The organism is Ectopseudomonas chengduensis (genome assembly GCF_900102635.1).
Classification (GTDB): Bacteria; Pseudomonadota; Gammaproteobacteria; order Pseudomonadales; family Pseudomonadaceae; genus Aquipseudomonas; species Aquipseudomonas chengduensis.
Genome location: NZ_FMZQ01000007.1, coordinates 73825 through 98597, shown reverse-complemented (window position 1 = coordinate 98597; position 24773 = coordinate 73825). Strand labels below are relative to the sequence as shown.

Annotated in this window: 41 protein-coding genes; 12 read left to right on the top strand and 29 right to left on the bottom strand. The window is 58.0% G+C overall.

Annotation, left to right across the window (positions count from 1 at the left end; genetic code table 11):
* Window positions 1-16: 16 nt before the first annotated feature.
* The 21 genes from BLS08_RS12705 to umuD form a co-directional block, all read right to left on the bottom strand.
* The gene (locus BLS08_RS12705) at window positions 17-574 is read right to left on the bottom strand and encodes an Arc family DNA-binding protein (protein ID WP_017362274.1); all 558 of its coding nucleotides are present in this window, start codon (window positions 572-574) and stop codon (window positions 17-19) included.
* Between the two features lie 54 nt (window positions 575-628).
* Window positions 629-1087, bottom strand: coding sequence for a hypothetical protein (locus BLS08_RS12700; RefSeq protein ID WP_017362273.1), 459 nt, complete (start codon window positions 1085-1087; stop codon window positions 629-631).
* Window positions 1088-1098: 11 nt separating this feature from the next.
* Window positions 1099-1530: a hypothetical protein gene (locus BLS08_RS12695; RefSeq protein ID WP_186351462.1), complete on the bottom strand. Its 432-nt coding sequence runs from the start codon at window positions 1528-1530 to the stop codon at window positions 1099-1101.
* Between the two features lie 147 nt (window positions 1531-1677).
* Window positions 1678-2109: a hypothetical protein gene (locus tag BLS08_RS12690; protein WP_017362270.1), complete on the bottom strand. Its 432-nt coding sequence runs from the start codon at window positions 2107-2109 to the stop codon at window positions 1678-1680.
* A gap of 62 nt (window positions 2110-2171) precedes the next feature.
* A complete protein-coding gene (locus BLS08_RS12685; RefSeq protein WP_017362269.1) occupies window positions 2172-2453 on the bottom strand; it encodes a hypothetical protein in 282 nt (93 codons plus the stop codon).
* 89 nt (window positions 2454-2542) lie between these two features.
* Window positions 2543-2890 (bottom strand): hypothetical protein, encoded by a 348-nt coding sequence (locus BLS08_RS12680; protein ID WP_017362268.1) that lies wholly within the window; start codon window positions 2888-2890, stop codon window positions 2543-2545.
* A gap of 15 nt (window positions 2891-2905) precedes the next feature.
* Window positions 2906-3175: a hypothetical protein gene (locus tag BLS08_RS12675; RefSeq protein WP_017362267.1), complete on the bottom strand. Its 270-nt coding sequence runs from the start codon at window positions 3173-3175 to the stop codon at window positions 2906-2908.
* A gap of 17 nt (window positions 3176-3192) precedes the next feature.
* A complete protein-coding gene (locus BLS08_RS12670) occupies window positions 3193-3456 on the bottom strand; it encodes a hypothetical protein (RefSeq protein WP_017362266.1) in 264 nt (87 codons plus the stop codon).
* A gap of 12 nt (window positions 3457-3468) precedes the next feature.
* On the bottom strand, window positions 3469-3723 hold the full coding sequence (locus tag BLS08_RS12665; protein WP_017362265.1) for a hypothetical protein: 255 nt from the start codon (window positions 3721-3723) through the stop codon (window positions 3469-3471).
* Between the two features lie 38 nt (window positions 3724-3761).
* Window positions 3762-4079, bottom strand: a complete 318-nt coding sequence (locus BLS08_RS12660) for a hypothetical protein (protein WP_017362264.1) — start codon at window positions 4077-4079, stop codon at window positions 3762-3764.
* Window positions 4080-4092: 13 nt separating this feature from the next.
* The gene (locus BLS08_RS12655; protein WP_017362263.1) at window positions 4093-4539 is read right to left on the bottom strand and encodes a hypothetical protein; all 447 of its coding nucleotides are present in this window, start codon (window positions 4537-4539) and stop codon (window positions 4093-4095) included.
* Between the two features lie 10 nt (window positions 4540-4549).
* On the bottom strand, window positions 4550-4894 hold the full coding sequence (locus tag BLS08_RS12650; RefSeq protein WP_017362262.1) for a hypothetical protein: 345 nt from the start codon (window positions 4892-4894) through the stop codon (window positions 4550-4552).
* A gap of 10 nt (window positions 4895-4904) precedes the next feature.
* Window positions 4905-5234: a hypothetical protein gene (locus BLS08_RS12645; RefSeq protein ID WP_017362261.1), complete on the bottom strand. Its 330-nt coding sequence runs from the start codon at window positions 5232-5234 to the stop codon at window positions 4905-4907.
* Window positions 5235-5249: 15 nt separating this feature from the next.
* Window positions 5250-5510: a hypothetical protein gene (locus tag BLS08_RS12640; protein ID WP_017362260.1), complete on the bottom strand. Its 261-nt coding sequence runs from the start codon at window positions 5508-5510 to the stop codon at window positions 5250-5252.
* A gap of 257 nt (window positions 5511-5767) precedes the next feature.
* Window positions 5768-5974, bottom strand: a complete 207-nt coding sequence (locus BLS08_RS12635) for a hypothetical protein (protein WP_017362259.1) — start codon at window positions 5972-5974, stop codon at window positions 5768-5770.
* A gap of 180 nt (window positions 5975-6154) precedes the next feature.
* A complete protein-coding gene (locus BLS08_RS12630; RefSeq protein ID WP_090336784.1) occupies window positions 6155-6388 on the bottom strand; it encodes a hypothetical protein in 234 nt (77 codons plus the stop codon).
* A gap of 85 nt (window positions 6389-6473) precedes the next feature.
* A complete protein-coding gene (locus tag BLS08_RS12625; RefSeq protein ID WP_017362256.1) occupies window positions 6474-6749 on the bottom strand; it encodes a winged helix-turn-helix domain-containing protein in 276 nt (91 codons plus the stop codon).
* Window positions 6750-7375: 626 nt separating this feature from the next.
* On the bottom strand, window positions 7376-8503 hold the full coding sequence (trfA, locus tag BLS08_RS12620) for a plasmid replication initiator TrfA (protein ID WP_017362255.1): 1128 nt from the start codon (window positions 8501-8503) through the stop codon (window positions 7376-7378).
* A 1290-nt stretch (window positions 8504-9793) separates the two neighbouring features.
* The gene (locus BLS08_RS26810; RefSeq protein WP_017362254.1) at window positions 9794-10276 is read right to left on the bottom strand and encodes a hypothetical protein; all 483 of its coding nucleotides are present in this window, start codon (window positions 10274-10276) and stop codon (window positions 9794-9796) included.
* A gap of 26 nt (window positions 10277-10302) precedes the next feature.
* Window positions 10303-11565, bottom strand: a complete 1263-nt coding sequence (gene umuC / locus BLS08_RS12610; RefSeq protein ID WP_090336783.1) for a translesion error-prone DNA polymerase V subunit UmuC — start codon at window positions 11563-11565, stop codon at window positions 10303-10305.
* A gap of 3 nt (window positions 11566-11568) precedes the next feature.
* Window positions 11569-12003: a translesion error-prone DNA polymerase V autoproteolytic subunit gene (gene umuD / locus BLS08_RS12605; protein ID WP_017362249.1), complete on the bottom strand. Its 435-nt coding sequence runs from the start codon at window positions 12001-12003 to the stop codon at window positions 11569-11571.
* Window positions 12004-12080: 77 nt separating this feature from the next.
* On the opposite strand from umuD, the gene BLS08_RS12600 reads away from it, so the two are divergent.
* On the top strand, window positions 12081-12725 hold the full coding sequence (locus BLS08_RS12600; protein ID WP_017362248.1) for an SOS response-associated peptidase: 645 nt from the start codon (window positions 12081-12083) through the stop codon (window positions 12723-12725).
* A gap of 24 nt (window positions 12726-12749) precedes the next feature.
* Here the strand turns inward: BLS08_RS12600 and BLS08_RS12595 are convergent, their stop codons facing one another.
* The 8 genes from BLS08_RS12595 to BLS08_RS12560 all read right to left on the bottom strand — a co-directional run bounded on the left by BLS08_RS12595 (window position 12750) and on the right by BLS08_RS12560 (window position 15237).
* Window positions 12750-12971 (bottom strand): hypothetical protein, encoded by a 222-nt coding sequence (locus BLS08_RS12595; RefSeq protein WP_017362247.1) that lies wholly within the window; start codon window positions 12969-12971, stop codon window positions 12750-12752.
* 11 nt (window positions 12972-12982) lie between these two features.
* Window positions 12983-13243: a hypothetical protein gene (locus tag BLS08_RS12590; protein ID WP_017362246.1), complete on the bottom strand. Its 261-nt coding sequence runs from the start codon at window positions 13241-13243 to the stop codon at window positions 12983-12985.
* A 22-nt stretch (window positions 13244-13265) separates the two neighbouring features.
* Window positions 13266-13529 (bottom strand): hypothetical protein, encoded by a 264-nt coding sequence (locus tag BLS08_RS12585; protein WP_017362245.1) that lies wholly within the window; start codon window positions 13527-13529, stop codon window positions 13266-13268.
* Window positions 13530-13560: 31 nt separating this feature from the next.
* Window positions 13561-13902 carry a hypothetical protein gene (locus BLS08_RS12580; protein ID WP_017362244.1) on the bottom strand — a complete coding sequence of 114 codons (342 nt, stop codon included), beginning with the start codon at window positions 13900-13902 and terminating at the stop codon, window positions 13561-13563.
* 156 nt (window positions 13903-14058) lie between these two features.
* Window positions 14059-14436: a hypothetical protein gene (locus BLS08_RS12575; RefSeq protein WP_017362243.1), complete on the bottom strand. Its 378-nt coding sequence runs from the start codon at window positions 14434-14436 to the stop codon at window positions 14059-14061.
* A gap of 14 nt (window positions 14437-14450) precedes the next feature.
* Window positions 14451-14696: a hypothetical protein gene (locus BLS08_RS12570; RefSeq protein ID WP_050413063.1), complete on the bottom strand. Its 246-nt coding sequence runs from the start codon at window positions 14694-14696 to the stop codon at window positions 14451-14453.
* 7 nt (window positions 14697-14703) lie between these two features.
* Window positions 14704-14946: a hypothetical protein gene (locus BLS08_RS12565; protein WP_017362241.1), complete on the bottom strand. Its 243-nt coding sequence runs from the start codon at window positions 14944-14946 to the stop codon at window positions 14704-14706.
* Between the two features lie 36 nt (window positions 14947-14982).
* A complete protein-coding gene (locus tag BLS08_RS12560) occupies window positions 14983-15237 on the bottom strand; it encodes a hypothetical protein (protein WP_017362240.1) in 255 nt (84 codons plus the stop codon).
* Window positions 15238-15477: 240 nt separating this feature from the next.
* Here BLS08_RS12560 and BLS08_RS12555 point away from each other — a divergent pair, with 240 nt between their 5' ends.
* From BLS08_RS12555 to BLS08_RS12500, 11 genes are all read left to right on the top strand, one after another.
* Entirely contained in the window at window positions 15478-16779 is a 1302-nt protein-coding gene (locus tag BLS08_RS12555) for a hypothetical protein (RefSeq protein ID WP_017362239.1), read from the top strand.
* 401 nt (window positions 16780-17180) lie between these two features.
* A complete protein-coding gene (locus BLS08_RS12550; RefSeq protein ID WP_244155379.1) occupies window positions 17181-18068 on the top strand; it encodes a phosphoadenosine phosphosulfate reductase domain-containing protein in 888 nt (295 codons plus the stop codon).
* Window positions 18069-18083: 15 nt separating this feature from the next.
* Window positions 18084-18317: a hypothetical protein gene (locus BLS08_RS12545; RefSeq protein ID WP_017362237.1), complete on the top strand. Its 234-nt coding sequence runs from the start codon at window positions 18084-18086 to the stop codon at window positions 18315-18317.
* A complete protein-coding gene (locus tag BLS08_RS12540) occupies window positions 18314-19168 on the top strand; it encodes a hypothetical protein (protein ID WP_231118703.1) in 855 nt (284 codons plus the stop codon). Before BLS08_RS12545 ends, BLS08_RS12540 begins: the two co-directional genes overlap by 4 nt.
* 76 nt (window positions 19169-19244) lie before the next feature.
* Window positions 19245-19583 (top strand): hypothetical protein, encoded by a 339-nt coding sequence (locus BLS08_RS12535; RefSeq protein ID WP_017362235.1) that lies wholly within the window; start codon window positions 19245-19247, stop codon window positions 19581-19583.
* 32 nt (window positions 19584-19615) lie between these two features.
* Window positions 19616-19882 carry a hypothetical protein gene (locus tag BLS08_RS12530; RefSeq protein WP_017362234.1) on the top strand — a complete coding sequence of 89 codons (267 nt, stop codon included), beginning with the start codon at window positions 19616-19618 and terminating at the stop codon, window positions 19880-19882.
* Window positions 19883-20401: 519 nt separating this feature from the next.
* Window positions 20402-22501: an adenine nucleotide alpha hydrolase family protein gene (locus BLS08_RS12520; protein WP_017362232.1), complete on the top strand. Its 2100-nt coding sequence runs from the start codon at window positions 20402-20404 to the stop codon at window positions 22499-22501.
* Window positions 22502-22673: 172 nt separating this feature from the next.
* A complete protein-coding gene (locus tag BLS08_RS12515; RefSeq protein ID WP_017362231.1) occupies window positions 22674-22955 on the top strand; it encodes a hypothetical protein in 282 nt (93 codons plus the stop codon).
* 25 nt (window positions 22956-22980) lie between these two features.
* Window positions 22981-23622 (top strand): hypothetical protein, encoded by a 642-nt coding sequence (locus tag BLS08_RS12510; protein WP_017362230.1) that lies wholly within the window; start codon window positions 22981-22983, stop codon window positions 23620-23622.
* Window positions 23623-23640: 18 nt separating this feature from the next.
* Window positions 23641-24117: a hypothetical protein gene (locus BLS08_RS12505; RefSeq protein ID WP_017362229.1), complete on the top strand. Its 477-nt coding sequence runs from the start codon at window positions 23641-23643 to the stop codon at window positions 24115-24117.
* A gap of 77 nt (window positions 24118-24194) precedes the next feature.
* A complete protein-coding gene (locus BLS08_RS12500; RefSeq protein ID WP_017362228.1) occupies window positions 24195-24659 on the top strand; it encodes a hypothetical protein in 465 nt (154 codons plus the stop codon).
* Window positions 24660-24773: the final 114 nt, after the last annotated feature.

The following is a 24773-nucleotide window of genomic DNA, read 5'->3' as shown; positions in this document are numbered from 1 at the left end:
ATCCGTGATAAAAGAGCTAGTGGTTTTCAGCGGTTATAAACACTGTTTGGTCAATCGCTATTGCAGCGGTAGTCAGTGCATATTGCTGACGCTGCAGGTTGACCCACTGTTCAAGCGCATTCAGTACCCATTGATTCATTGTCCTGACACTTGCCCCCTTTGCGGAGATAGCGCTGCTTACACCCTCTCGAATGGTGTCACGTACTGAAGGCGGAAGCCTGATCACGAATTGGTCGGTAACTTTGCACTCTGCGAGAATGAAGTCAGGCACCTCCGCAAGTACCTTGTCGGCCAAATCATGACCCAGGTATGCCCTGAGAGCCATAATCACGGATTTCATGCGCATATTGCCGCTCAAAGCCTCAAGGATTGCGGCAACCATCTCTGAATTTTTGCTGCGCCCTTGGTGCTGCCCGATTCCACCTAACTCCTCAAACAGTTCCGAGTAGCCCCTGATGACAAACTTGTCAGCGGTTCGGCTGCTGTACCTTGGGCGTGGAGCCGGGCCAGTACGAGCTGCGCTAAGCGCTCGGTTCAACGCGGCTAGCGCAATCGGGTTTGTAACTACATTCATGCAACATCCTTTGGAAACGATGGCAGCTTGGGCGCGTGGTCGATTGCTTTGTGGTTATGACTTTGCAGTCACGGGCTTAAGGTCAACCCAAGACAACTCGCGCAGCAAACCAGAGCACTCGCCCGGAAGCAGTTCACTGCACGCCTTCCCCACATTGCTGGCCGAGTCAGTGGTGGAAGCCATCTGTTCGCAGACAGGACAAACCACCCAACCGGTTCTTACCTCAAGGCCAGGAGCATCTGCGAACAGAAGATCGCCGGCATATCTCAGATACGCGCGATGGATGTTCTCGGCTTCGAAGCCATTGCGGGCTATCTGAAGGGCTTGCCGCCCTTTTTCCAACGCTTCAGCCCCGCTGCCTTTAGTCCAGAAGAAGCTTTTGTCCTGAATCATCTGGGCTACCGACGATAAAGCGGACGTGGCGCTGTACAGACGAGCACAGTGCTGGATCAACTCTTCGCGAGTGCATTCATCGAACGGTGTCTGCCCCCACTCCAACTCTTTACTGCTCATAGACTTTTCCGTTACTCGGGCAGCTCGCCGGCCAGCTCGACAGCGTTAGGGCCGCTTGGATTCCTGTCGCTTTGCTCCTGATAGTAATCCAGCCGCCAGGTCGGATAGCCGCTCGCCGCGTTGCAATACTCGATCACAGCACAAAGCTGCAATCCCTGGTCTTCACACCAGTCACGAAGGAAAGACTCGATCTTTTCCGGGCGTCGAGCATCCCAGAGCTGGCCACTGTCACCAAAATGCTTCTCGCACAGAGAGTCGTGCTTAGAGCGATCCCATTGGAGTAGCCTGTCGGTATAGATCGTGCCGGTTGGCTTCACTACTGAGTTGATGTACAGGGTAATAGGGTCGTAACTGTACGGATGGCTGTGTTTCGTCCGTACAGCCTGATCACCCCGATCATCAACCGACAAGTACATTCCACGACCGTGACGCGCATATCGCATGAAGGGTTCCTCAAGCTATTCGTTTACCAGTTCCCAGCCTGTGCTGTGCTTGTGCATGCACCGGATCGTGACGGTGGTTTTGCTCCCGAGCTGGCCGCGAGCGTAGTGCTGCATTTTGGCCTTGCCGTCTTCAACAGCCATCACGTTCTAACGAATATCGGCGCTGTAGCCGCTAATCCCCTTGTCCTTGCGCACGGCGCGCTTGATGACCTGCGCGGGCAAGAAGCGCACGCCACGCCTTTTCATTTCCACGAAGGCTACCAGGCGAACATAGGCTGCGCTTACGTCGTCTGCATACCCCAGTTTGGTCACCGCTCCATGCCCAACAGGCAGGTCGAGAAGCCCGAGTGAACCAGGTCCGATATCTATCGTTTGAATCTTTGGAAGCAGGCAGGTCGTGTCCGCTGTTGGTATCTCACGATTCACGCGCTCAATGTGCTTGCGCAGCAGATGCGAGGGCTCCACATGGCCTGCACCACGCTCTGCAGCAGGAACAGCCAGGCTCACATGGGTATACGACTCTGCAAAGGGGTTGGCATTGACGATAGCGCCGGATGTGGTGCGAAATTTTATGTCCATGCTTGCCTCAACTGCTCATTTCAGTTTGAACGGCCAATTGCCGCTACTCATTAATTGCCAGGTCAGTCGGTATCGCCAGTGGGCTTTATCTCATCGAATCGCGCATACTGATTTGTAGTGGTCACGACTGCATGAGACCTCGCCAATTCAAGAAACTCGGATTTCTCGAAGGCAACTCTGAAAAGGTTCTGGTTGGGCATCGGGTGCATTTCCAACACGCCACTTGGAGACAGGCGAGCAGCTTCAGCTAACAGCTTTTCCAGCGCCTCGGCGGGAAGGTGAACGCCGTACGCCTGGCCATCGTGCTCGACGGCAAAAAGTACCTTCGTGAATTTGTGTGCCATGCATGAATTCCTCGTTACGCGGAGTTGGCAGGTAGCTCCGGCGGCATGTGAATCCAGCCAGAGCCTTTGCACACCTGACAGTCGCCTTCCTACTTGCTCTCGTAGAACGCGCGAACGCGCTTCACTACTGGATCGTCAGGCAAAACCTGACCATGGAGATACAGGCTCACTGCCGCCCAGCGATCACCGTTTTGGCTCTCAAGCGATGATGCGATTACAGCAGCTGATCGCTCGTAGAACGTGCATGGAGCTGCCCTTGGAGGATCACCCAGCTCGTTGCGCATGAGGGATTGATAGAGCGCCATTTCAACATCACTCGCCTGAGCTGCATTCACTGCGCACTCGGGCAGTGTCATGCTGTCTGCATAGACGGAGGGACTGCCAACGACAGCCACGGAGGTAAGCAGCGCTAGGGCGTAAAGGGTGGTCTTTGTCATCCCACTGTTTCCTGCTTAGTTGGACTGTTCGGCTTGATTCGCCGCCTGCGCCTCGATCTGCGCGATAGCAAGGTCAGTCTGTTGCTTGAAACAGGTCGCAAAGTCGGCACCGTGCTTGTCGGCCATTCCTTTGCAATAACCCGCTGCGAACTGGAGGATGCGCTGGGTCCCTTCATGCACATCACTCGCTGGGGAAAGACTTGCTAACTCCTTCTCAGGCTGTGCAGCACAGCCTGTCACTAACGCTGAGAAGGCAACGGCCAGTGCATAACGTGCATTCTTCATTTAAAGGATTCCCTCGATCAGTTTGCTAATGCTCGATAGGCAGTGAGGTGATCTGTTTCAACCGTCAGCAGCGCCTTGCGTCCATCCTCGCTCAGGCCGCTGTTGGCCTGATGGGCAATTGCAATCAGAGCATTCATGCCATGGAAGTGGCCCAAGTAGCCTTGCCAGGCTGCATCTAAACCTTCAGGTGGAATCCCATTCGACTTGTTCCGGTAAAAGGCAAGGACAGCAGCCAGTTCCTGCTGGGCAAGATCGATGATGGTTTGTTCAAGCTCGGTCATGCTGTGGTTTCCTTAACAGCTCGGCTTGAGGCCGTTCACCGGCTGCTCTTCAGCGCTTTGATCGGGGGTTGCGCCAATGACCCGGAGTTCGCGATAGCACAAGCCAGCACCACACAGCGATGCCAGCCAGATAACCGCATTGACGATTGGAGCCCACATCGAACCATCGCCGTAGAAATAAGCCAGACCTGACCATGCCAGAGCTACGGTTGTAGCTCCGAACAGAAAGGTGTGGACGATGAGCGATTGAAGCGTTCGATTGTTCATAGATGGTTTCCTCGGTGGCTGCCGGCGTCGATGTGAACTTAACCTAATCGTGGGCCTTGTGGCCGAGCGCGGTTATGCGCGCCCCCCTCACAAATAGCGGCACGCTTGAAAATCGCCTTCAGTGCGTCCCACTCAATATCGTGCTTGCACCAGCCGTCCTCCCGATCACTCTCAAAAATCGTTAACAGCTGCCTATCCGTGACATCCTTGGTCACGACCCACCCAGCACTAGCTGCGCGGCGAAAAATAGCCTTCAGCGCATCTTCGGACAGGTAGTGCATACACCAACCATCCTCATCTGCATGTTGAAAAATTGCTTCGATTTGGGCTTCGCTCAAAATATCTGTGTTGCTCATTGATTTCCTCGAACTAGTCATCCTGGGTCTCTGACTGCATGTAAGCTACGGCCTGAGGGAACCCCTCCTTCGCAGCCTTTTCGATCCAGACTTTCGCGACCTCGGGGTGCCCTTTGTCCATTTGCATGACGCCATAGAGCCACATGCTTTCCGAATCGCCTCCTAGTGCGGCATCGGTAAGGGCAGCGAATCCAGATTCCTTCGCAGCCTCATATTCGTGCTTGATCATCCATACGATTGCATCTGGCTTCCCCGACTCTGCTAGCGTCTTCATGAGTGGGCGAATTTGGTCAATTTCGCGAGACTCGCGCACAGACTTAAAATACTCCTTGATGGGTTCCTGACCGGCAGTCGTTAGCAGGTACAGGCCGACAAGGATTCCGACATGCAGGTAAAACGCCTTTTTTCGCGTCGGATTCACCTGGATGGTAAACAGCTTGTTATTGGGAAAGTCACTCAAGACGGTTTTCCTATGCGTCGGCATGCTGGGTGAAGTAGTCGCAAAATGCGCGAGCTACCAATGCTGCGTTCTCGGTCGTTGGCTGGAGAAAGCGAAGACCGTCACCCCAGGTAGGGTCGCCTCCGCAGCAGCCGCGCTGACCAAAGGCTGTGCTGAATTCGCCCGCCTCTTGGTCGATTCGCATGTATTCCCCTTCCGACAGCTCCAGGTGAGGCGTCAGTTCACCCCATAGGAAGTCGGCTCCCTCCAGGTCGCCTTCGTCGTGCGCCTCGATCTTGAGGGCTGCGCTGCCGATCAGCTCAATCTGGTCGAGCACCATCACGGTAAAGGGCCAGAGGCCTTCGGGTCGTTCCATAGGTTTTCCCTTAACTCCTTCGTAGTTCAGCAGCCAAGGCGCGTAGTACCTCGCCACGAGCATCGCGATCACGCTTCACGAGCCCCAGCATGAATCCGTAGTAGCCGCCCTCGGGGGCTGGCACAACCTCGACGCCTGGGAAGTTGGAGACGAACTCGATGAATTCCACCTCAAAAGCATCTGCGGCCTTTGCCGCACGGAGCAGGGAAAGGTCGTCGGTCGCGGCTACCTGTTCAAATGCACTAGCCATGTAGTCCCGCCACATGCGTCGGTCGTCACCGCCAGGCATCGAACTGACAAGCAACTCGCTCAGCGACTCGGGTGTTTGCTCAGTCGGCATGCGTTGAATTCCTCGTTACGCGCAGTTGGCAGGTAGCTCTGGCGGCAGGTGAATCCAGCCAGAGCCTTTGCACACCTGGCAGTCGCCATCAGCGCTGACAATTTCACGCCGGCCAGCATTAACCATTTTGCGCTTGAACAGTTGGTAGTCTTCGGGGTTGCGGCCTGGCGCGAAGAACCGGCGCTCGTCATCACGAGTCAGCTCGATCAGCACGCAATCACACAGGCAATCGAAGCGGTCGCGGGCTGGCTGTTCCGGTGTCTGCTCGGTCTTCATCGTCGGTATCCTTGATCAGTTGAGAGGTTGCCAGTGGCTCGGAATCAGGAACACTTCGCCGCGTGACTCATCGACTTCTAGCCAGTTCGGCTTGACCCCATTCCTCGACAGCCTGAACGAAGCAACAGACACCCAGTCGCAGAAGTACCGATTTGCGAAATGAGCCGCTCGTATAGCCGTACCATCTTTCGGAGCTGTCTCAATGGGGCTCCAGTTCTCCCAGTCATCGCGTGGCATGGGATGTGATTTCCTCGAACTTAGGCCAACTGCCGCTTGGCAATCGCAGCCGCCAGCAGACGCTCATCAAGCACAGCAGCACACTGCTTACCGTGCTGCTCGTTGTAATCCAGGCAGGCATGCTGTTCATTGCCCTCGGCGTCAGTGCGGATCGCGTGGTTGCCACACAGTTCGCCGCACACATCGCAGAAGGTTTCTTCGATTTCGACCAGACGAGTCTTTCTCATGTCAGCTTTCCTAGCGTGAATGGCGGGCAAGCTTTGCCGCCTGCTTGCGGTACTCAGACGACGTAACGTCCATGTAGACGAACGCCTCGCGTTTGTCTGGCATCACACCTTCCGGGGCGTTACCAGCTTTCTGGGCAATCTTGAAAAGCTCTCTAAGGCGCATAGCTCAGGCTCAACCTCTTACTTCTCGACGTGATTCAAAGGCACTGGTTTCACTTTCAAAAAGTGGCTTTGCTTCCAGACACCAGGCTCTTCTTCAACCAAGATCGACTGGGTGCTGATCACACAGTGCCGCCCAGCCTTGGCGTATATCGCCTTGAGCCCTTTTGAAGCTTCGGCCCGAGCATTTGGCTCGGCAGGATTAAGCACGATTACAGCCTCTTGACCATCCTCAAGACGTGCGTAGTCGGTCATACGCAAGTGTCCAAGGATGAAACGGCTTCCATTAGCTGCCATCTGATGGTGTTCCGTGAGGGGTTGCTCTTGATGCAATATTAGGTCAGGTCATCTGACCTTTCAACAGCTTTTTTATCCCTGCCCTTTTGACCACCGGGCCCCAATCCACAAGCCTGTACTCGGCCCCCTCTTTCTCGACCTGGACACCTAGCTGCTCGCGCAGCCGAGGCACATCATCAAGGATGGTCTGCTTATGATGGCCTGTCTCGGCGGCCAGGGCGTTAAGCGTCGGGCGCTCAAGGTCAGCCATTGCGAGGGCTAGACGAAGCAGGCGGCGCACATCCCCTCGGGGGAACTGGGATTTTGAATCATCAACCATTCGGCCAAACTCCAGACCTGTGATATCACTCTGCATTATGGTCAGTTGTGCTGACCTTTGGAAGTGCCTATCGAGGAATTCTAAAGCTGATCACCAGTACTCATTCGATATTCACGGGATGTCGATTACGCGGCGGCTCCAAACGCTTTTGCAACGCGAGAGGTCGCCGAAGCTCAGGCATAAAAAAACGGCTACCAGTCAAACTGATAGCCGTTTTCTGAGGCCCCAGGTAGCTTCCCCTGTAAAGCAAGTCAACCCGAAAGTTGGTGGCTGAATCCACTTCGCAGCCCCCGGTGAAGGGGCAAAGTAACTGGGTGCGCGCTGGCCACACAGCGATTTTCTAACTTCGCATAGAGTCCCTTGGCGGTCAATCGCCAAAGGTCACCGAAAATCACTAGACAATCCAAAGGCGGAATGGCGATAGGGTTTTCGATGAGTTCTTGCCCTGTCGACATCGATTGGTCACGTTCATCGAAGACACAGGTACAGCCTGATAACGACAGCACTGGTGTTGGCCAGAACGATCTGGCCTGAGCGTGCTGGGTGACGACCACCAGCTCGGTAACGCGCTACCTTCTCGTTACCGAATTTACCAGGTGCTGGCGCTGAAAAAATGCCCTGATGCCCTAGATCGAAGACTCAGGTACAACGTTGTCGAATAAGTCTCCGTTCTCGACAGCGACATCGGTGATGTCCTCGGCATCGAGATCAAAGGGAGTTCGATCATCACCATCGTCAGCGGCAGCGTACTCTTCCATCGCTTCCTTCACGCGAGCGGCATCTCCAATCTGGAGCCCGAAGACCATCCACTCGTGATCGTCATTGCGTGCCACACCCCAGCCGGGCTTGATGTAATCGTTTTCTTCGAGGGCGGTACAGGTCTTGATGAACTCAGATTTGAACTTGCGCTCCAGCTTCGTGTAGTCGCCTTTGTAGCCAACCAGCATGAAGTAATAGTGCAAGCGCATGCGGTACACGCCATCACGGTGAGAGCCTATGAAGGTCAGCAGCCGCTTCGAAATCGGATTGAGCTTCTCGCGAACCTTGTACGGGATGAGCGTTGTATTGACGCCATCGAAGAACAGACATGTCATCGGATCGAGGCTGATAACTTCGCGGCCGGAGACAGGGTGCGTCGTCAACCTCTCGATGAAGCGAAGGGTAACGAAAACAGGTTCATTGCTGTCGCTGGCCAGCGCTGCCTGGATGGCCTTCAGGTGCTCGCTGTAGCGGTTGCGGATTAGCTCAACCAGAAATTTGCCGTCAGCGCGCTTGCCCAGGTTTTTGTCCGTCAGCAGCTCATATAGGCGCTTGAGAGCTGGCTTGTGAGAGATGCGCACGCTGGCTGATTCAAGATCGCTGAGCATCTTGGAAACGCGAACGAAGTTAGGGCCACCTGTGCTGTAGTTCAGATCGCGTATCAGGTCAACGATACGGACGTGGATGCCTTTCGTCAGCGATGTGCCCCTGGCGTAAGTAAGCAGCCTACCCCACAACTCCTCGTGATCGGTATTGAGAGATGGCCCGCGCTGCTCCAAGGTCCCGCCACCGACAGAGAACGTGGTTACCCAGTCCTGGTAGTACTGCTTGTGCTTGGATAGACCGAAGAGTGCGGAACGCACAATGGGATTGGCCATCTCGTAGATGGTCGGATTGAAGTACGGTAGAACGCCCTGGACCTGAAGCTGTGCCAGGTCTTTCTGGGTACGTAGCTTCCTTTCTCCTTCTTCGCTCATCTCTGCGGTGGCTGTCATGATGTCGTCTCAGAAGGTTGATCAATTCCTGACCACAAAGGTTATATGTCCATACCACCGCGTTCAATGGAAGTTTAGGAACTTATTCTTCTAGATAAACGATGTGCTCCATACCGATAGGCTGGATCAGCGAAGTTCAAGGTACGGTCATCGAAGGCTCAGGTGCAGGCATCGAAGGTTGGGGTACGATATGGCTGTATTGCTCGCCAGGCCTGGTGATTCTGAGTTATCCACCGCATCATGTCCCGCCGGCTCTCGCGATGCGCGGGTTAAGTCGGTAGCAAACAGGTTATTTTTTTCTGGTTTTAAAGCAGGTGAAGCAAAAGCGGGTTAGAGACCCGGTTAGGGAACAGGTTAGAGGTGCTTTTAACCGGCGCGGAGGCCACGTCCTGCCTGGTTTGCGCTCATAATGCCTGTACCTGGCCCTTCGATATCCCGTACCCAGCTCGACGTTTCACGTACCCAGGACTACGTTGCTCGCACCTCAAGCTTCGTTTCGTGTACTCTGCCCTACGTTCTGCGTACCTCACCCTTCGAGGCCGTACCTAGGTCTTCGATTCTCTGTGTGTAACCCCCCTATTTTCTGTTGACAAGCTGTGTGCATCCTGTGCGCAAGCTGTGTTCTATTTTTCCAGTTATCTCGCAATCGCCTGATTCCATTGGTTTTTTCTCGCATCACCTAAGAAACGACCGATTGCTGATGCTTTCCTGTACCTGACTCTTCGTTTTGTGCTCCTTAAATGAGCGTCCAGATGGCGCTGTCGCGCGTGTGGTGGGCGTTTTCCTTCCTCTCAGCCTGGAACGTACCTTACTCTTCGATCCAGACGCAGCGGTTCCAGCGCCAGCGTACCTGGGGCGTACCTGACTCTTCGATCTCGTGGGGGGGGCTTGGTACTCGGTGCTGGCGCTGCAGTGCAGCCTGAGCAAACCTGAACGAAGACTCAGGTACGGGGGGAAGTGGCAGTGCTGCAGGCGCTGGTGATGAATCGAAGGGTCAGGTACAGGGTGCACTCAGCTGGTCACCGTACCTGACCCTTCGATAGGTCGCAGTGGGCGTGGTATGCATCGCCTCAGAGGGTGGGGCTCCCTGAAGCGGGGCCTAGGACATGATCGACGGACCGAAGAGTGGGGTACATCGGCTGTACCTAACCCTTCGATAGATTCGCTGCTGTACAGCCTGTCGCGATTTCGGTGCTGAGCTGGCGCTCCATACCGGGGCCAGCCTGCCCTCGGCGGCCACAATGCTGGAGATAACGAAGGCTCAGGTACAGCGGGCCTGTCGTTAGCGCTTCAAGCCGCTTGGCCCCAGTCACGAGTCGCCGCACGCCAGCCGCTGGTTGGATCGGCCAGAAGACTGCCGGCCGTCACGAGATCATCCTGATTCGCTATCAGCCTGGCGCGGGTATGCCGACGCGGGGTCACGAGGTCGTATTCGATCCAATCGCCAATCTTCATCTCTGCTGGCGCAGGCCTGGCAACATCAATGGCGAACACTTCGACATGATCGGGTCCGAAGTGCGGATGACAGATCGTGATGATCCTGTATCCCTTCCAGGGCAGCACCAGCCGCCGCGAGGTATCGCCCCGCTTGGGGTAGCCCCGCGTCAGCTCAATCAGATCGTAGTCCTGCCCTACCAGGCGTCGCCGCCAGAACGGCGTAACCAGCCTGAACTCCTCGGGTTTGATGCCGGCGGCAATCTGGTCGAAGTAGATGCCCTTGAGCGGGATGGTCAACGTGCGCATAGCGCGTGTGATTACTACGGGATCGAGCATCAACGTTCTCCTATCAAATGGTTCGCTCAATACGCAATCGGCAGTTCCGACCAGGACGTGGTGAAGCGCTTGCTCATGCGTTCACGCTTCATGCTCCAGCCTGTGTCACTGAGCGTGCGCGCCAGGCGTAACGTATTGCGCCCCTGCCGGCGGTTGATTTCATCCATCACGCTCATGACGCGGTGACTATTCGGGCGAGGTGCCGGGGCAAACAGATCATCGGTGAAGTGGCCATCTCCAACGAAATCCATGAGGATCACACCAGCTTTGGCGTACGCGGGCCCGCTGACGTAGATAGCGCGCAGTCCAGCCTGCGCCGCCTCGACAATATCGCGGGAGTCGGCGCTCGGGTATGGCATCGGCACGCTGGCGCTACGGCTATATCTCGCATCACCCTCGGTGAACGTCCCGGTGCTGACGAACACCTGCACCATCCGGCATAGCTGGTGCTGGCCGCGCAGTTTCTCGCTGGCGCGGCAGCCATAGGTGGCCACCGCCTGCTCCAGCAGCGCCAGCTCGTAAACCCGTTCACCGAAGGATCGAGTGCAAGCGATCATTTGCTTTGGCACCGGGCTGTCTTCAAGATCAAAGCAGCGCTCCCCTGCAAGCTCTCTCGCTGTCCGTTCAACGTTGACGTTGAAGAGCCGCCGTAGGGTTTTACGATCAAACTCTGCGAGCTGGATAGCGTGAGTGATGCCCATGGCGTTCAGGCGCTCTGTATGGCGGCGACCAATTCCCCAGACCTCATCGACAGTCATCACTGGCAGGCTGAGTAATCGCCGCTGGCGCGCAGGGTCTCGCAGATCGACAACCCCCTCTGTTTTCGGCCACTTCTTCGAGGCGAAGCTCGCCAGCTTGGACAGCGTTTTGGTTGGCGCGATGCCAACGCCGACCGGAATGCCGACTTCCTTCAGCACTCGACGGCGAATCTCCCGGCCCAGGGCATCGAGGTCGCCCATGACGCCATCGAGCGCCAGGAAACACTCGTCGACGGAGTACTGTTCGCAGCGAGGTGCCATCTCGCGCAACACGGTGGCAACACGCTGGGACAGATCAGCGTAAAGCGCAAAGTTCGAGCTGCACATCACCAGGCCGTGCGAGCGCACCAGGTCGCGAAGTTGAAAGAACGGCTGACTCATCTTGATACCGAGGCTTTTGGCTTCGTCGCTACGACTGACGACACAGCCGTCGTTGCTGCTGAGCACGACAACGGGACGCCCGCGTAACGCCGGCTGAAATAGGCGCTCGACGCTGACGTAGAAGTTTTTGCAGTCAACCAGGGCGAACATGCTTCAGCGCCGCAACTTGTGGAGACAGTAGGTGGCCACGCCGAACAGATCATTCTCCTCGCCATCACGCAGGTAGATCGGTTGATACTTGGAGTTGGCTGGCACCAGCATGGGCGGATGGCCCTGTCTGAAGGAAACCTCCTTGACTGTGAACTCACCGCCGATGCAGGCGATCACAACGTCACCGGAGACGGCATCCAGGGCCCGATTCACCACCAGCACGTCCCCGTTGAAGATGCCCCGTTCGATCATGCTATCGCCGCCAACGCGCACCAGGTAGGTACTGGGCGCGCGAACTTCGGTCAGTTCGTCCAGGGACAACGCCGCTTCCGCGAAGTCATCAGCAGGGCTTGGAAACCCGGCACTTACGCGGCAGGCATAGAATGGGACGCGGATTCGGGACGGCCGAACGCGCCCAAGCACTTGAGTCAGGGTCATGGGTATTGCTCGTGAATACTGTATGTTTATACATATAGCATAGCGAGCCAGCTAAACCAGCACCAGCAGGAGGGTTTATGTGCAGCCGATACGAGGCTCCGAGCGTCGCCGATCTGGCCAGCGCCTTTGGCGTCACGCTCGATGAACCAGTGCAGCGCGAACTGTGGCCGGGGTACATCGGCCCATTCATCCGGGCATCCGGTCTGGCGGATACCAGTGATGCGGCAGCGCCAGCGCTGGTTGCTGGCGCTGGGGTATTCGGCCTGCTGCCGTTCTGGGCAAAAGACACCAAGCTGGCGCGAAGGACGTACAACGCCCGGTCGGAAACTGTTGCGTCGAAGCCATCCTACCGGGACGCCTGGAAGCTGGCGCGTCACTGCATCATCCCTGCCCGCGCGATCTACGAACCTGACTGGCGCACTGGCAAGCCGATACCGACACGAATCGAACGGGCAGACGGGCAGTTGCTCGGCATCGCCGGCCTATGGGATCGCTGGCGGAATCCTGACGGTCGCGAGGTACTGAGCTTCACGATGCTCACAGTGAGCGCCGACGATCATCCGCTGATGCGCAACTTTCACCGGCCAGGCGACGAAAGGCGGATGGTCGTGATTCTTCCGGCTGGCGCATACGGCGACTGGCTGCATGCGCCAGCAGAGCAAAGCGCCGAGTTCATGCGGCAATATCCAGCTGATCGGCTTGTAGCCGAAGCCGCCGGCTGACACTGTACAGGCGGGTGGTTCGCTCTAACGTGGAACCTTCTTGATTTGGTCGGTTATATCCTTGTGGCACCCCATGCAGAACCGGCGCTCACCACCGCGCACGCGCTCCATGTTGCCGGCATCAAAGGCATCCCCATTTGCGTCGAAAAACTGGATGTACTTGCAAACCCGCTTCTCGTACCACCCTTCGTGGTTTCCGCATTTGGTGCATGGTTCCACTTGCTGCCAGGTGCCTTCAGACTGCATGACTGGATTCCTTAAGAGTTAGACGCTGGATTGCCTGCTGCCTTGGAATCATCGCGGGCGTTGTCCACGCCGGCCGCCCAGTGGGCATAGGCTCGCGAGCCGCGCGGAAACAACCTGTTAGGCGCGTCCGGCTGGGTGTAGCCGACAGCGTAAGCGTTGCCACCACCACCCATGCCGCGAAGCTTCTCGGGGTCTGGGCGCGGGGTCATCGTTCGTAGCTGGTCGTAAACGGCTTGGTGCTCGGCGGCTGCGAAGGTGCGGCGCTTGGGCATGGGGAGGGTTCCTTTCAGGTCGTTATGCGTATTCGCCGCGCAGCAGTCCGTCAGCGTCCAGGGCATTCGCCCCGTCGCCACCGTCGAAATTACCGTCAAGGTGCGCCAGGATAAGATCGCCACTGCCGCCGTCAGAGAACCGCAACTGCCCGCCCGTGCCGCCGCCGAAAACTTGCACCCCAAGCGCCTGTGCCTGCTTGGCGTAGCGTGATATGCCACGCGCAATCTTGGCTACCTCGGCAGGGTCAAGGCCGGCGGCCTGGCATTCGTTCTTGTTGAGAATCATGGAAGTGAAGGTTCCTTCGTGGTTACCTTGATCATGCCTGCGAAATACGCAGCACGGCGGCTTCGTATGCTTCACGTAGCCCACAACCGCTAATTGCCCGATACCACTTCACCCAGGCCACGTTTGGTTTGCCTTCCGTTGCTAGCTCCGGCTCGGGGCCAGCGTTGTCGCGCTCTGCTTGCCGAGCAGCCTCAGCACGCTTGCGATGGAGATTGAAAGAAACGTCGGATGCCTCATGGTAGAAGTCAATGCACTTCTCACCGATTTCGATAGTCGGAACATGGCTAACATGATCACCTTCCAAGGAAATGGCGAACACCTGCTTTTCCTCTACCCAATCCAGCTCAAAACCCTTGTAGTTGCTGGTTTTCATGATTCCTTCCAACCCCATTTGCAATAGTTACGACCGGACAACCAAGCGCGGTGAAGTGCCGTCTTAGCACAGAGTTTCCGAACTGACCTTGGGATGATTTTTCCGCAGTAGCCATGTTTGTAAGCCCAAAACTCAAGGCGACTCATCGTGATTGGCCTATGCAGCCAGGGCGCGTGCGCGCTGTTGCGCCACGAGGGCGCGGGCAAAGCGGCAGATGTCGTGCGTCTTGGTCAAGCTTGTGCGGAGCGGATTATCTGACCGGCCGGAAAAGTCGGCAGTATCCGACTGCACGAGGCGAACCAGCTTCTCCCACGCTGTGCAGTCGTCGACGTTTCCGGTGTAGCTACAGCCGGTGACATGCCAGTCGATCATCACAAGGTGTTCGCGACCTTTGACAGTCAACTGCTCCATATCCTTCTGGAACTCGCCGTTCTTGTGGCCCAGCGTCAGTAGTAGTCCCTTTGCCTTTGCGCACAGTTTCTTGAGCTGGCGCGGGCTTCTGCTCTTACCCATGTTAAGCGTGACTTTGGCCATGTGGGGGTTCCTCGTTACTTCAGCGTGAGGCCTGTAAGGTCGAAGTACTGGCTCGACAGCACCGCCATTTCGGTGCGCATCTCAGCCACTTCCTCATCGCTGTACTTGTTGCCATAGCCGGCAGCGACGACACGATCACGTAGGGCGTCGAACTGACCTTCAATGCGGTTCGCTTGCTCTTGCTTCTTGACGAACTCAGCCATTGTGTTGGCCACAACAGAAGTCTTCGCTTGCCCACCACGGGGCCAGTGATTTGCCATGATCTGCTTATCCTCGACTGGTAACTTGTTCACGGGCCTGGCGGAAACGCTCTTGAAGCGCTTCAACAGCGGCGCTAATGCTGTCAGCCCCTTGTGTCGTATCGACGCCCAGCGTACGGGCTACCTCACGCAGAGCACGTGCTGCATCACGAGCAGCTGTGCTGGCTTCGTCACTGAGTACAGTGCTATCTGCAAGCGCGTCCAGCTTCCAGAAAAGGTCGGCCAGCTTCATTTCCGGCTTCGTGCTCATCGGTGAATTTCCTCAGATTGATGTTCAGCCAGTCGTTCAGAAGGCGAGTGCGCCGATCTCGACAAGGATGTCTTTGATCTCGTCGTATGCGCCCTGAGTTTGCTCATCAAGGTCACAAGAAGAATCAAGAGCGGCTTTTTCAACGCGGGCGAAGTCAATCGCGCCTTGATCAAACAAGGCTTTCGCGACGGCTTCTAGGGGCTCCCCTTCAGGATTAACGACATTTTCCAGGTGATTGCGCAATACGTTCTCGACATCTTCCTGGGTAATCTCGAATGCTGCAAAGGTCATGGTGGTGCGTCCGTCTATGTCGCGTAAAAGAGCGAGGGGTCTGTAGATACGCTTTTAGTATGTTCTATACTTCAAGCATTAGCAACGTAAATTTAACCTATAGTTCAAGCATTCAGGCGCGCCGCATGGCGGCGGAGCGGGAGAAGCTCCTGTAGCGCTAACCGCACGGCCCTTGCCATATCTTGATAACGAATATACAATATCAAACATCGCAAGGCATGCCCTACAGGAGACCTCAGCATGGCCAACACCGAGCGCAACTCTTCCCAGGTACTGGTGCCGTTGAATCAGCACGAGGACTTCAAGAAGCGCCTGGCCGCGCTCAACGCCAAGGCCACGAAGTTCGGGCTGGAGCCTATCGTTGCGGGCGAGCCAGTTGCCGAGCTGTACACCATCAAGACCGAGGAAGCCAACGACGGCGAGGCTATCGTCACAATGCTGGTGCGTGCCAAGACCAGCGAGTTGAACGATCCCACGCGCGCGCCGCAACTGGTACGCATGCTTCGCATCGACCTCGACTACCCGATCATCAAGCTCGGCAACTGGCGTGTGGTAGCCCAGGTAGAGAAGCACAGCCGCCAGGGTGACAATCTGCTGTTCGTGGTATCCACAGATCAGGAAGACCACGACCACGCAGAGCAGCACCGCTCGGGCAGTGTGTCCTGCCAGCACTGCAACACTCGCCGCGCTCGCAAGCTGAGCTACATCCTCAAGGATGAAGCCACAGGCGAGTACAAAGAGGTCGGTAGCACTTGCCTGGAGGACTTCACCGGCATCAACCCCGCCGCTGCGCTGTTCCTGGCCCAGCTCTACAGCTTCCACAAACTGGTGGACTACAGCGACCCTGACGCAGGGTACGGCGGCGGCCCGACCTCCTACGGCACCATCGACTACCTCATGCGCGTGCTGTTCGTGAGCGAGCGCTACGGCTTTATGTCGGCCGCGAAAGCGCGCGACCTGTCGGAGGAGCCTACCTACCGTCTCGCATGCAGCCTGCCTCACGCGCTGCGCAACGACAAAGCACTGATGGACGCATATTCCGATGCCGCCTCGCGCCTGCACGACACGGCGGAGAAGATCGTGGAGTGGTATGCCGCCATGGAGTGCAGTTCCTCCTTTGACCGCAATGTGAAGGTCCTGCTGTCGTCTGATGATCTGCTGATGGATAACAAGCACCTGGCGTTCGCTGCTGGCGCTGTGCCCGCCTACCTGCGTCACCTGGCCGAGAGTGCACAGGCCGCAATCCCATCGAGCTACGTTGGCAAGCCCGGAGAGAAGATCGTCGGCGAGTTCACTGTCGAGCGGGTGGTGCACTTCAATGGCCGCTTCGGGCCACAGATTCGCCTGAATTTCCGTGACGCCGACGGTAACAAGCTGAGCTGGAAAACCGGCTCCGCCCCGGATTACGTGACTGAGGCCGGCGCTATCGGCCAGCAGTTCAAGGCACGCTTCAAGGTGAAGAAGCACGACGAATACAAGGGGGTGAAGAGCACCGACGTAACTCACCTGAAGATCGAGGCCTGGGGTGACGCTGCAAGCTGATCGCCCTGCCCCGCCGGATAGCAAAACAAGCGCCTTGAGGGGCGCTTTTTTGTGCCTGCGCGCTTCCATTGCCTTGATAACGAATATACAATATCAAGCACACGAAACGCCGCTTGCCGGCGCTGGCGCAGGATAGAGGACGCAGAGCATGAGCCAACAACCCGAAGTAGCCACCACTCCCCAGGTCGACGAGATGCTGGCGCGCAATGCCGTGGTCGCTATCGGCGTAAGCGGCGGTAAGGTATAAACAACGAACTTTTTGTAAAGCCTATAAACCCGTAGGCATTGGCCACACAGGCCCGCGCCTGCTGGTGCATGCTGACTTGGGCTCGGTTGAGTGGCGGCAGAGCCAGAGCAAATGTGAAGGGCTGGCGGCCACCCTCGGTCTGGAGCTGGTAACCGTGCGTCGCAAAGCAGGCGGCATGATGGAGCGTTGGCAGACCCGCTGGGACAACAACGTCGCGCGCTACGAGAGTCTGTCTTGCGTGAAGCTGATCCTCCCCTGGAGCACGCCGAGCATGCGTTTCTGCACGTCCGAGCTGAAATCGGCCGTGATCGCCAGCGAGCTGAAGAAGCGCTTCAAGGGCCAGGAGATCATCAACGTCACGGGCATCCGCCGCGAAGAGAGCGCCGGTCGCAAGAAGGCTGCCGTGGCCAAGGATGACCCGCGCCTGGCACAGAAGAACGCCGCAGGCATCACCTGGAACCCGGTCATTGAGTGGACCATCGGCGAAGTGAAGGCGGCCATCGCGCGCCGTGGTATCGAGCTGCACGAGGCGTATACCAAGTACCTGATGACCCGCGTCTCGTGCGTGTTCTGCATCATGTCGTCAGCCGGTGACCTGATCGCCTCGACCACCTGCCCGGACAACCAGGATATCTACCGCACCATGGTTGAGTTGGAAGCGACCTCAACCTTTGCCTTCCAGTCGAACAACTGGCTTGGCGATGTCGCCCCGCACCTGCTCGGTAGCGAGCTGGCTGACCGCCTGGCGCTGGCCAAAGAAGCAGCGCGCGTTCGCGAGATGGCCGAGGCGCGAATCCCTGAAGGCCTGGAGTACCAGCAAGGCTGGCCGACCCGTCGCCCGACCCTGGACGAGGCAGCAATCATTGCTGACGTGCGGCAGACAGTGGCTGGCGCAGTTGGCCTCAGCGCCAGCTATCTCGATCACCATTCCATTCTTGATCGCTATGACGAACTGCTGGCGCAGAAGTTCGCCAAGACGCCGGCCGTGCCGGTGCAACTGATCGGCGCTATGCAGCGCGACCAGATGGCTTTCGGTTTCTAACGCGAGGATCACGCCATGACCACCTTTGACCAATCCCTCAACCTGCGCGTTGACTTCGAGAAAGCACAGCTTCAGAGCGATACGCCAGCCATCGCCGAAGCGCGCGTGAACGCCTATGCGCTTGGCATGGAAGCGTACGAGGCTGGCCATGAGCTGGAAGACCGCCCCGCTCTTCTTTCGCCGCTCGCCTCTTCCTGGGAGGCAGGCTGGCTGTATGCGTTCTTCTACAGCGACGTGCTGCAGGCATGAGCGCCATGCACCAGCAGCCCCAAGCGGACCAGTATCAGCAGCCTGCCTGGATGAAGCCCTACCAGTCGGGGAGCCGGATCGGATACGCGCAGGCGGTCATGGCCTATGCCGACTACTACGGTGTTGATGGCAGCGCCGACGTGGACCCCGAGATCGAGGAGCGCATGCCGCCCATGCCGCTGCCCATGGTTTCCTACGCAAGCCGCACAGGCACCCGTCGTAACCTGGCAGCTATGCGCGCGGCCGGCTGGCGCTTGCTGGTGTCAGCCAAGGGCGTGCTGCGCACGGAAGGGATGCGCTACGCGCTGGATAACGGCGCATGGACTGCATTTCAGCAGGGTGAAGCCTTTGACGAGCTGGCGTTTGGCCGGGCGGTCGAGCTGCTGGGTGAGTCGGCCGACTGGATAGTCCTACCTGACATCGTGGCGGGCGGCATGGCCTCGCTGGAGTTCTCGCTACGTTGGTTGCAGCGTCTTGAGGGTATTCCCACCAGGTTGCTGCTGGCGGTGCAAAACGGGATGGAGCCGGACGACGTGCGCGACCTGCTGTCGCCAGCCGTTGGCCTGTTCGTTGGTGGCGACACGGAATGGAAGCTGGCCACGGTGAATATGTGGGGCCAGCTGGCGCGCCGCCGCAACTGCTACATGCATGTCGGTCGGGTCAACAGTGCCAAGCGGATCGCGCTGTGCGCTGCGGCCGGGGCGCACTCGGTAGACGGCACCAGTGCCAGCCGCTTCGAGAAGACCCTGGCCCCGCTTGATGCTGCCCTGGTGCACCACACGCGCACCCAGCAGGACTTCTTCAACCCGTGGCATATGCGGTTGGAAGAGATACCGTTTGACTGTCGCTGAGAAGAAAGGGCTTCCACTTGCTTGATAACGAATATACAATATCAAGCAACAGGAACGCCCACCCAGGAGAAAGCCCATGACCGCTCCCGCTCAGCAGAACGAAAAGATGCAGACCGCCAACACCATCCTGCGCCAGCTCGGCGGTAATCGCTTCATCACGATGACTGGCGCTCGCGACATTTTCGCCATCGAGACTGGCCTGCAGCTCAAGCTGCCGTCGCGCTTCGCCAAGGACGGGATCAACTACGTCAAGATCGAGCTGGCCCCTAGCGACACCTACACCGTAACCTTCGGCAAGGTGTTCAGTTCCAAGGGGATGCCCCAGTACAAGGAGCACTCCGTCGAAGAGCTGGTTTACGCCGACAACCTTCAGGCCATCTTCACCAGCGTAACCGGCCTGGACACCCATCTCTAGCACCCCACTTGAATCTCAATGGAACGTGGATCATGGCAGAGCTGAATCGCTACACCGTTTCCCCTTTCAGTGGGGATCGATACTCCGAGAACGAGAAGAAGCTGCGTGAGGGTGAGACCCCTTGCGCTATCTGCGGTAAAGCTGTGAAAGAGCCGTTCAAGCACCAGGCGGTTGTAGTCGGTGGAGGTGACTGGGCGTCGACCGAAGAAGAGGCAGCGGATGTCGAGGACCCTGGATACATGGGTGTATGGGGTATCGGTGTCGATTGCCATCGCAAATATCTGATCAAGCCCAAGTGATTGCTTGGCAGTTGCCGATCCATTCGACTAAGCCAGCGTTTCGCTATAAAGGCGCTGCGCGTGCGTCGCTATCAAGCCCCTGCCCAACCATTCGACAAGGAGAACGCTATGTCTCAGTTCAGTGCCAAGCCCGCCTCGCAGCGTCTCAACGTAGGCGTTCAAGATGCTGGAGGGTCCAGAGTGGGCCGGGTTGGCGAGGTATTTCGTTGCACGCACTGCCAATCTAGTGGTGGATGCGATTTTTGTGGTGGGACCGGTTACCGCGCAATTTGCAATAGCACGGAATGCCACGAGCATGGCTGTTCCGTGGGCTCTTGCGGTGCCACGCAAGCAGACTTTGATAACTGGGAGCGTCGCCGAGCGCAGGAGGCGCAGGGCAAACATGCGTAGCTCATAGCGCGTGCTGCGCACGGAGGGGCGCGGCGCGCTTGCGCATACCTAAAGGCTCATTCTCTGCTTTTGTTTTCTTGATTATGAATATACAATATCAAGAATACGAAGCAGGCCGGAGCTGCCCAGATGCAACTGATCGCCACCTCTCTTTTCGAAGACGCCGCCCCGGTATCCGGTCCTATCGTTGAGCTTAGCTTCGACGAAAAGGTGGCCAACGCTGTCGCGGTGATCAAGCGCCACATCCTGGATGGCAAGCGGTTTATCGGGGCCTCGTCCTTCGGCAAGGACAGCAGCGTCATGGTCGCGCTTACTCTTATGGCGATGCAACAGCTCAAGGAATCCGGCTTTGCCGTTCCTGAGTTCCACGTCATGACCAGCAATACCCGCGTGGAGAACCCGGTGGTGGAAGCGTACAGCCAGGGCGAGATTCGCGCCCTGAAGGCCTTCGCCCTGGAAAACGGCCTCCCCGTTCGCGTCTGGGTCTGCTCGCCCAACCTGACAGAGAACTGGCTTGTATCCATCATCGGCGGCCGTACCATTGCGTCCCTACCGGGCAACTCCGCCAAGTGCCAGCAGCAGCTCAAGAAGGACCCGCTCGACCGCACCAAGCGGCAGATCAAGGCTGTTCTGAAGAAAGAGATGGGCGCGGCCTACAGCGAGGATAACGTGGTTGTCCTGATCGGCACCCGCCGAGATGAGTCGGCCGTTCGTGAGCGCAACATGGAAGCGCGCGGCGAGAGCGCAATCGAGCCGGTGAACACCGCCAAGCCGAACAAGAAACCCGCTTGGGTTCTGAGTCCCATCGCCGACTTCACGACCGACGACATATTCACCTTCCTGGCCATGGTGACCAATGACCGGATCAAGACCTACAGCGATTTCAAAGCGCTGACCGAGGTTTACCGCGATGCGGCCGGTGAATGCATGGTGAACGCCTTCGTTCGGGACAACGGTGTAGAGCGCAAGACCGGCTGCGGGGCGAGGCACGGTTGCTGGTTGTGCCTGCGCGTGGCTTCAGACCGGAGCATGGAGAACATGCTGGCCGAGGAAACCGGCAAGCATGCCTGGATGAAGCCGCTGAACGACTTCCGCAATTACCTCAAGGCGCGCCACTACGACCCGAAAGGCCGCAACTGGATTGCGCGGTCCTTCAACGAGGAAACCGGCCGTATCAAGATCGCAGCGAATGCCTACTCGCCGGACCTGTGCCTGGAGCTGCTGCGCTACGCCTTGACCATCGATGCAGATGAGGCCCATCGCGCTCACCGAGCTGGCGAGGAACCACGGTTCCAGCTGCTCGGCATGAAGGAAATCCTGACGATTGACCTGTACTGGGGGCGCTATGCCTATCAGCGGCCTTTCACCGCGCTGAACGAGTACCGCGAGATATTCGAGCGCGGCATGCGCTACTACATGCCCGAGCAGTACCAGGAGTTCTCTGCCGACGACCTCGACATGCGTCGCGAGGTAGAGGTTCCTTTCGTCGATGAGCACTTCCACGGCTTCTACGAGGGCCTGCGCTCCGCCAGCTCTGCGGCCGCCAATGCCGAAAGTGTGATCAACAAGGGTGGTATCTACTACACCCACGTGAACGAGACCAATGAGTTCGATATCGACGCAGAGAGCGTTGCGCTGTTCTACGAGTTCGAGCTGGATCGCGCGCTGGAGTACTACGGCCCCCATAGCGACGTTGCCCCGTCTGAGGTGGTGCACTACCTGGCGCGCTTCGGTGTGGTGTCGTTCAAGAAGGGCGGGCATTCGTCCTGGGACAATATGCTCAGGATCGGCAATCAGCTCCATCGCCACGGGTTGCGGGAAATCCTCAACGACCCCGATGCCTTGATCGCAAGGCTGTCAGAGCTGGGCCCAGCTATCACCACGTCTGCTCCGACTGAGCAGCAGCTGGCGCTTACGCTTGACCACCAGGTGGCCACAGCACCAGCAGCCGGCGACGACCCGGTAGAGCGCGCGGAGACCTACCTGAAGCTCAGCAATCAGAACTTCACCGACCAACAGATCGCCATTCGCTTCAGCAAGGCTGATGGCGTAGAGCGCACCGTCGAGCACGTCAGCGAGATGCTACTGCTCGCTGAAGCCGATGAGTCGGTCAAGCAGCTGGTGCGCGCCGGCCAGATCAAAGCCAGTACCGTGACCAGGCTGATTCAGCTGGAGAGGCAAGGCGGGCCAAGGCACGCCGAAGCAGCGTTCGTGATCGCTCGTAACTGAGCGAAGCAGGACAGGCAGGCAATGGCGTGCTTCGCACGGAGGCGCGCCAGGTGCGCTCGATCCTGGCGCAACATCTCTCTTCCATTTTCTTGATTACGAATATACAATATCAAGCATCAAGGCGACCCGTTGCAGCGCAGCGGCAAGCCAGACAACGCTTGAGGTCAGTCAAATGCAGGTATACGACAAGAAGATTCGGGACGCTTTCCACGAGTTCTCTTCAGGTGTGGCTTCGGACAACACAAGAAATCGTTCTTACGCCTATTGGGCTCTGTGCAGTGACCTGCCACACGGTGGGCCTTTTTACCTGCTCGGGAACACCAAGGTTGTTGAGCTTTGGCGCAGCGTGAACCAAACCAGCAAGCGCAATAGTAGCTATCTCATCGTTCGCGTAAATAACGATGCGGCAGGCTATGCGTTGCTTGCGGAAACCCTTGAGAAGCAAGTCGCTTAAATAGATCACAACGGAGCTTGTCCCCATGGTTGGTAACGAAGAACTCAAGGCCCTGATTCGCCGCGCTGAAGCTCGCGGTGCCATCGTCGATATCGGCTATGACCATCAAGCAGCGACTGAAGGTCGCCAGGTGATCGATACCGTCGCGATTGTTGGGCTGAAGGGCTGCGGCCCGCACCCGATGTCCGCCATTGGTGCCGCTGAGCGCCTGCGCGGACTGCTGGCCGGCATCGACTTCGAGCCTTACACCCAGGAGCAGCTTGCTGCGCGCGTGGATGAGATTGCCGCAGGCTGGACCTACGACGAGGCCGCCCTGCGCCAGGCTATGTGCGTAGAGGCGATGCCGAAGCGCTTGCGTGACACCTGCCGCCGCTACATGACCGGTCAAGCTGAAAGCCTGGACCACATTAACCTGAGCGAGGTGGCTATGGTTATCCGAGCCCCGCGCGCAATCAGCTTCAATACTGGCCGTCAGTACACCGCCGAGGGTCAGAAGATCGAGGCGAAACTGGTCGACGTGGAAGTGTGCACCCTCTTCGGTGTTGACCTGTACGTGGTCGACTTCAATGACACCTCGCGCCAGATCACCGGCCGCGTGAAGATCGAGCAGTTCACCCAGGCGGCCGTTATGGCTGCGTATGATGCTGGCAACTACAAGTCCATCTGACGGGACAAGGAGCAGGATATGGAATCTCAACAGCAAACCCTGATGTTCGAGCGCAAGTACATTGCAGGTACTGTCAGCGAGCTGCGCGAACGCGCCCGCCGCCTGGATGACGCGGTGGAGTGGAGCGACAGCATCGCCGACACCACTCAACACGACAGCGAGCGCCGGATCATCTCTGCCACCTTGGCCGCTATCAACACGGAGTATGGTCCCAGCTACTTCAGCGCCAGCACTCCGTCTCAGGAGCCCCAGCGTGTGCGAGTAACTGAGTTGACCGATGATCAGGCGACCGTGCTGGCGCTGAAGTTCGGCGACGGTAAGCCGGTGCTGGCGCTGATTGAGGAGATGGCAAGTGCCGGCATCCTCAGCATGGACAGTGTTGGTGCAGCTATCACGGTTCCCCAGTGGGGCAACATCGGATTTATGGGTAAGCCCATTCCGGCCGCCATGCGCTGCTACCTGGCTTGGCGCTTCGGTGAAGAGTTCGACGCCTAACTCATTCTGTTCCTGGCGGCTTCGGCCGCCCCTTAAACTGACCGGCCAGCCTACCCGGTAAGGCCAAGGAGCCCCGTATGAAACAAGCACGCTACACCCTGCTGGCGCGGGAAGAGATGGTGTGGACCCGTCACGAGCACAACGGTAGCGACGTGTGCCCGGTCGAGCCTGATGAGGTGGTAAAGGCCTCGGGCGGAGATCAAGGGGCCGGGCCTTGCCCGGCGAGTGCCGTGAGTTGGGCAGGCGTCACGCACTACGAAACCTGCGAGCCGCGTTTCCCGATGCTGGCCAAGGAGCTGGAGGCAAAAGCCGCCGGCAGCCAGGTGATCGGTAACTTCCTCGACTGGCTTGAAGGCCAGGGCATCAACCTGGCGGTGGCTGATGAAACCGCCGGCCCGAACGCACTCCGTTTCTATGTGCCCTGCATGCAGTCGCACACCGACCTGATCGCCGGCTTCTTCGACATCGACCAGAAACAGGCCGACCGTGAGCGCCAGCAGTTGCTGGATGAGTTCGTGGCCAGGCAGCAGCTCCAGCAGTAACCACCGACAAGCCCTGCAGATGCGGGGCCTTTCGAGAGCGCGTCCAGGGTGGCGCGCTGCCGAGAGTGAGAGCGGACCAACACCCAGGCCTCAGCCATCGCCCGCCGATATCGG

What these genes read in the sequence shown, in the direction of transcription:
- BLS08_RS12705 (WP_017362274.1), bottom strand. Translation starts at nt 574, where the DNA reads ATGAATGTAGTTACAAACCCGATTGCGCTAGCCGCGTTGAACCGAGCG.
- BLS08_RS12700 (WP_017362273.1), bottom strand. Translation starts at nt 1,087, where the DNA reads ATGAGCAGTAAAGAGTTGGAGTGGGGGCAGACACCGTTCGATGAATGC.
- BLS08_RS12695 (WP_186351462.1), bottom strand. Translation starts at nt 1,530, where the DNA reads ATGCGATATGCGCGTCACGGTCGTGGAATGTACTTGTCGGTTGATGAT.
- BLS08_RS12690 (WP_017362270.1), bottom strand. Translation starts at nt 2,109, where the DNA reads ATGGACATAAAATTTCGCACCACATCCGGCGCTATCGTCAATGCCAAC.
- BLS08_RS12685 (WP_017362269.1), bottom strand. Translation starts at nt 2,453, where the DNA reads ATGGCACACAAATTCACGAAGGTACTTTTTGCCGTCGAGCACGATGGC.
- BLS08_RS12680 (WP_017362268.1), bottom strand. Translation starts at nt 2,890, where the DNA reads ATGACAAAGACCACCCTTTACGCCCTAGCGCTGCTTACCTCCGTGGCT.
- BLS08_RS12675 (WP_017362267.1), bottom strand. Translation starts at nt 3,175, where the DNA reads ATGAAGAATGCACGTTATGCACTGGCCGTTGCCTTCTCAGCGTTAGTG.
- BLS08_RS12670 (WP_017362266.1), bottom strand. Translation starts at nt 3,456, where the DNA reads ATGACCGAGCTTGAACAAACCATCATCGATCTTGCCCAGCAGGAACTG.
- BLS08_RS12665 (WP_017362265.1), bottom strand. Translation starts at nt 3,723, where the DNA reads ATGAACAATCGAACGCTTCAATCGCTCATCGTCCACACCTTTCTGTTC.
- BLS08_RS12660 (WP_017362264.1), bottom strand. Translation starts at nt 4,079, where the DNA reads ATGAGCAACACAGATATTTTGAGCGAAGCCCAAATCGAAGCAATTTTT.
- BLS08_RS12650 (WP_017362262.1), bottom strand. Translation starts at nt 4,894, where the DNA reads ATGGAACGACCCGAAGGCCTCTGGCCCTTTACCGTGATGGTGCTCGAC.
- BLS08_RS12645 (WP_017362261.1), bottom strand. Translation starts at nt 5,234, where the DNA reads ATGCCGACTGAGCAAACACCCGAGTCGCTGAGCGAGTTGCTTGTCAGT.
- BLS08_RS12640 (WP_017362260.1), bottom strand. Translation starts at nt 5,510, where the DNA reads ATGAAGACCGAGCAGACACCGGAACAGCCAGCCCGCGACCGCTTCGAT.
- BLS08_RS12635 (WP_017362259.1), bottom strand. Translation starts at nt 5,974, where the DNA reads ATGAGAAAGACTCGTCTGGTCGAAATCGAAGAAACCTTCTGCGATGTG.
- BLS08_RS12630 (WP_090336784.1), bottom strand. Translation starts at nt 6,388, where the DNA reads ATGACCGACTACGCACGTCTTGAGGATGGTCAAGAGGCTGTAATCGTG.
- BLS08_RS12625 (WP_017362256.1), bottom strand. Translation starts at nt 6,749, where the DNA reads ATGGTTGATGATTCAAAATCCCAGTTCCCCCGAGGGGATGTGCGCCGC.
- trfA (WP_017362255.1), bottom strand. Translation starts at nt 8,503, where the DNA reads ATGACAGCCACCGCAGAGATGAGCGAAGAAGGAGAAAGGAAGCTACGT.
- BLS08_RS26810 (WP_017362254.1), bottom strand. Translation starts at nt 10,276, where the DNA reads ATGCTCGATCCCGTAGTAATCACACGCGCTATGCGCACGTTGACCATC.
- umuC (WP_090336783.1), bottom strand. Translation starts at nt 11,565, where the DNA reads ATGTTCGCCCTGGTTGACTGCAAAAACTTCTACGTCAGCGTCGAGCGC.
- umuD (WP_017362249.1), bottom strand. Translation starts at nt 12,003, where the DNA reads ATGACCCTGACTCAAGTGCTTGGGCGCGTTCGGCCGTCCCGAATCCGC.
- BLS08_RS12600 (WP_017362248.1), top strand. Translation starts at nt 12,081, where the DNA reads ATGTGCAGCCGATACGAGGCTCCGAGCGTCGCCGATCTGGCCAGCGCC.
- BLS08_RS12595 (WP_017362247.1), bottom strand. Translation starts at nt 12,971, where the DNA reads ATGCAGTCTGAAGGCACCTGGCAGCAAGTGGAACCATGCACCAAATGC.
- BLS08_RS12590 (WP_017362246.1), bottom strand. Translation starts at nt 13,243, where the DNA reads ATGCCCAAGCGCCGCACCTTCGCAGCCGCCGAGCACCAAGCCGTTTAC.
- BLS08_RS12585 (WP_017362245.1), bottom strand. Translation starts at nt 13,529, where the DNA reads ATGATTCTCAACAAGAACGAATGCCAGGCCGCCGGCCTTGACCCTGCC.
- BLS08_RS12580 (WP_017362244.1), bottom strand. Translation starts at nt 13,902, where the DNA reads ATGAAAACCAGCAACTACAAGGGTTTTGAGCTGGATTGGGTAGAGGAA.
- BLS08_RS12575 (WP_017362243.1), bottom strand. Translation starts at nt 14,436, where the DNA reads ATGGCCAAAGTCACGCTTAACATGGGTAAGAGCAGAAGCCCGCGCCAG.
- BLS08_RS12570 (WP_050413063.1), bottom strand. Translation starts at nt 14,696, where the DNA reads ATGGCAAATCACTGGCCCCGTGGTGGGCAAGCGAAGACTTCTGTTGTG.
- BLS08_RS12565 (WP_017362241.1), bottom strand. Translation starts at nt 14,946, where the DNA reads ATGAGCACGAAGCCGGAAATGAAGCTGGCCGACCTTTTCTGGAAGCTG.
- BLS08_RS12560 (WP_017362240.1), bottom strand. Translation starts at nt 15,237, where the DNA reads ATGACCTTTGCAGCATTCGAGATTACCCAGGAAGATGTCGAGAACGTA.
- BLS08_RS12555 (WP_017362239.1), top strand. Translation starts at nt 15,478, where the DNA reads ATGGCCAACACCGAGCGCAACTCTTCCCAGGTACTGGTGCCGTTGAAT.
- BLS08_RS12545 (WP_017362237.1), top strand. Translation starts at nt 18,084, where the DNA reads ATGACCACCTTTGACCAATCCCTCAACCTGCGCGTTGACTTCGAGAAA.
- BLS08_RS12540 (WP_231118703.1), top strand. Translation starts at nt 18,314, where the DNA reads ATGAGCGCCATGCACCAGCAGCCCCAAGCGGACCAGTATCAGCAGCCT.
- BLS08_RS12535 (WP_017362235.1), top strand. Translation starts at nt 19,245, where the DNA reads ATGACCGCTCCCGCTCAGCAGAACGAAAAGATGCAGACCGCCAACACC.
- BLS08_RS12530 (WP_017362234.1), top strand. Translation starts at nt 19,616, where the DNA reads ATGGCAGAGCTGAATCGCTACACCGTTTCCCCTTTCAGTGGGGATCGA.
- BLS08_RS12520 (WP_017362232.1), top strand. Translation starts at nt 20,402, where the DNA reads ATGCAACTGATCGCCACCTCTCTTTTCGAAGACGCCGCCCCGGTATCC.
- BLS08_RS12515 (WP_017362231.1), top strand. Translation starts at nt 22,674, where the DNA reads ATGCAGGTATACGACAAGAAGATTCGGGACGCTTTCCACGAGTTCTCT.
- BLS08_RS12510 (WP_017362230.1), top strand. Translation starts at nt 22,981, where the DNA reads ATGGTTGGTAACGAAGAACTCAAGGCCCTGATTCGCCGCGCTGAAGCT.
- BLS08_RS12505 (WP_017362229.1), top strand. Translation starts at nt 23,641, where the DNA reads ATGGAATCTCAACAGCAAACCCTGATGTTCGAGCGCAAGTACATTGCA.
- BLS08_RS12500 (WP_017362228.1), top strand. Translation starts at nt 24,195, where the DNA reads ATGAAACAAGCACGCTACACCCTGCTGGCGCGGGAAGAGATGGTGTGG.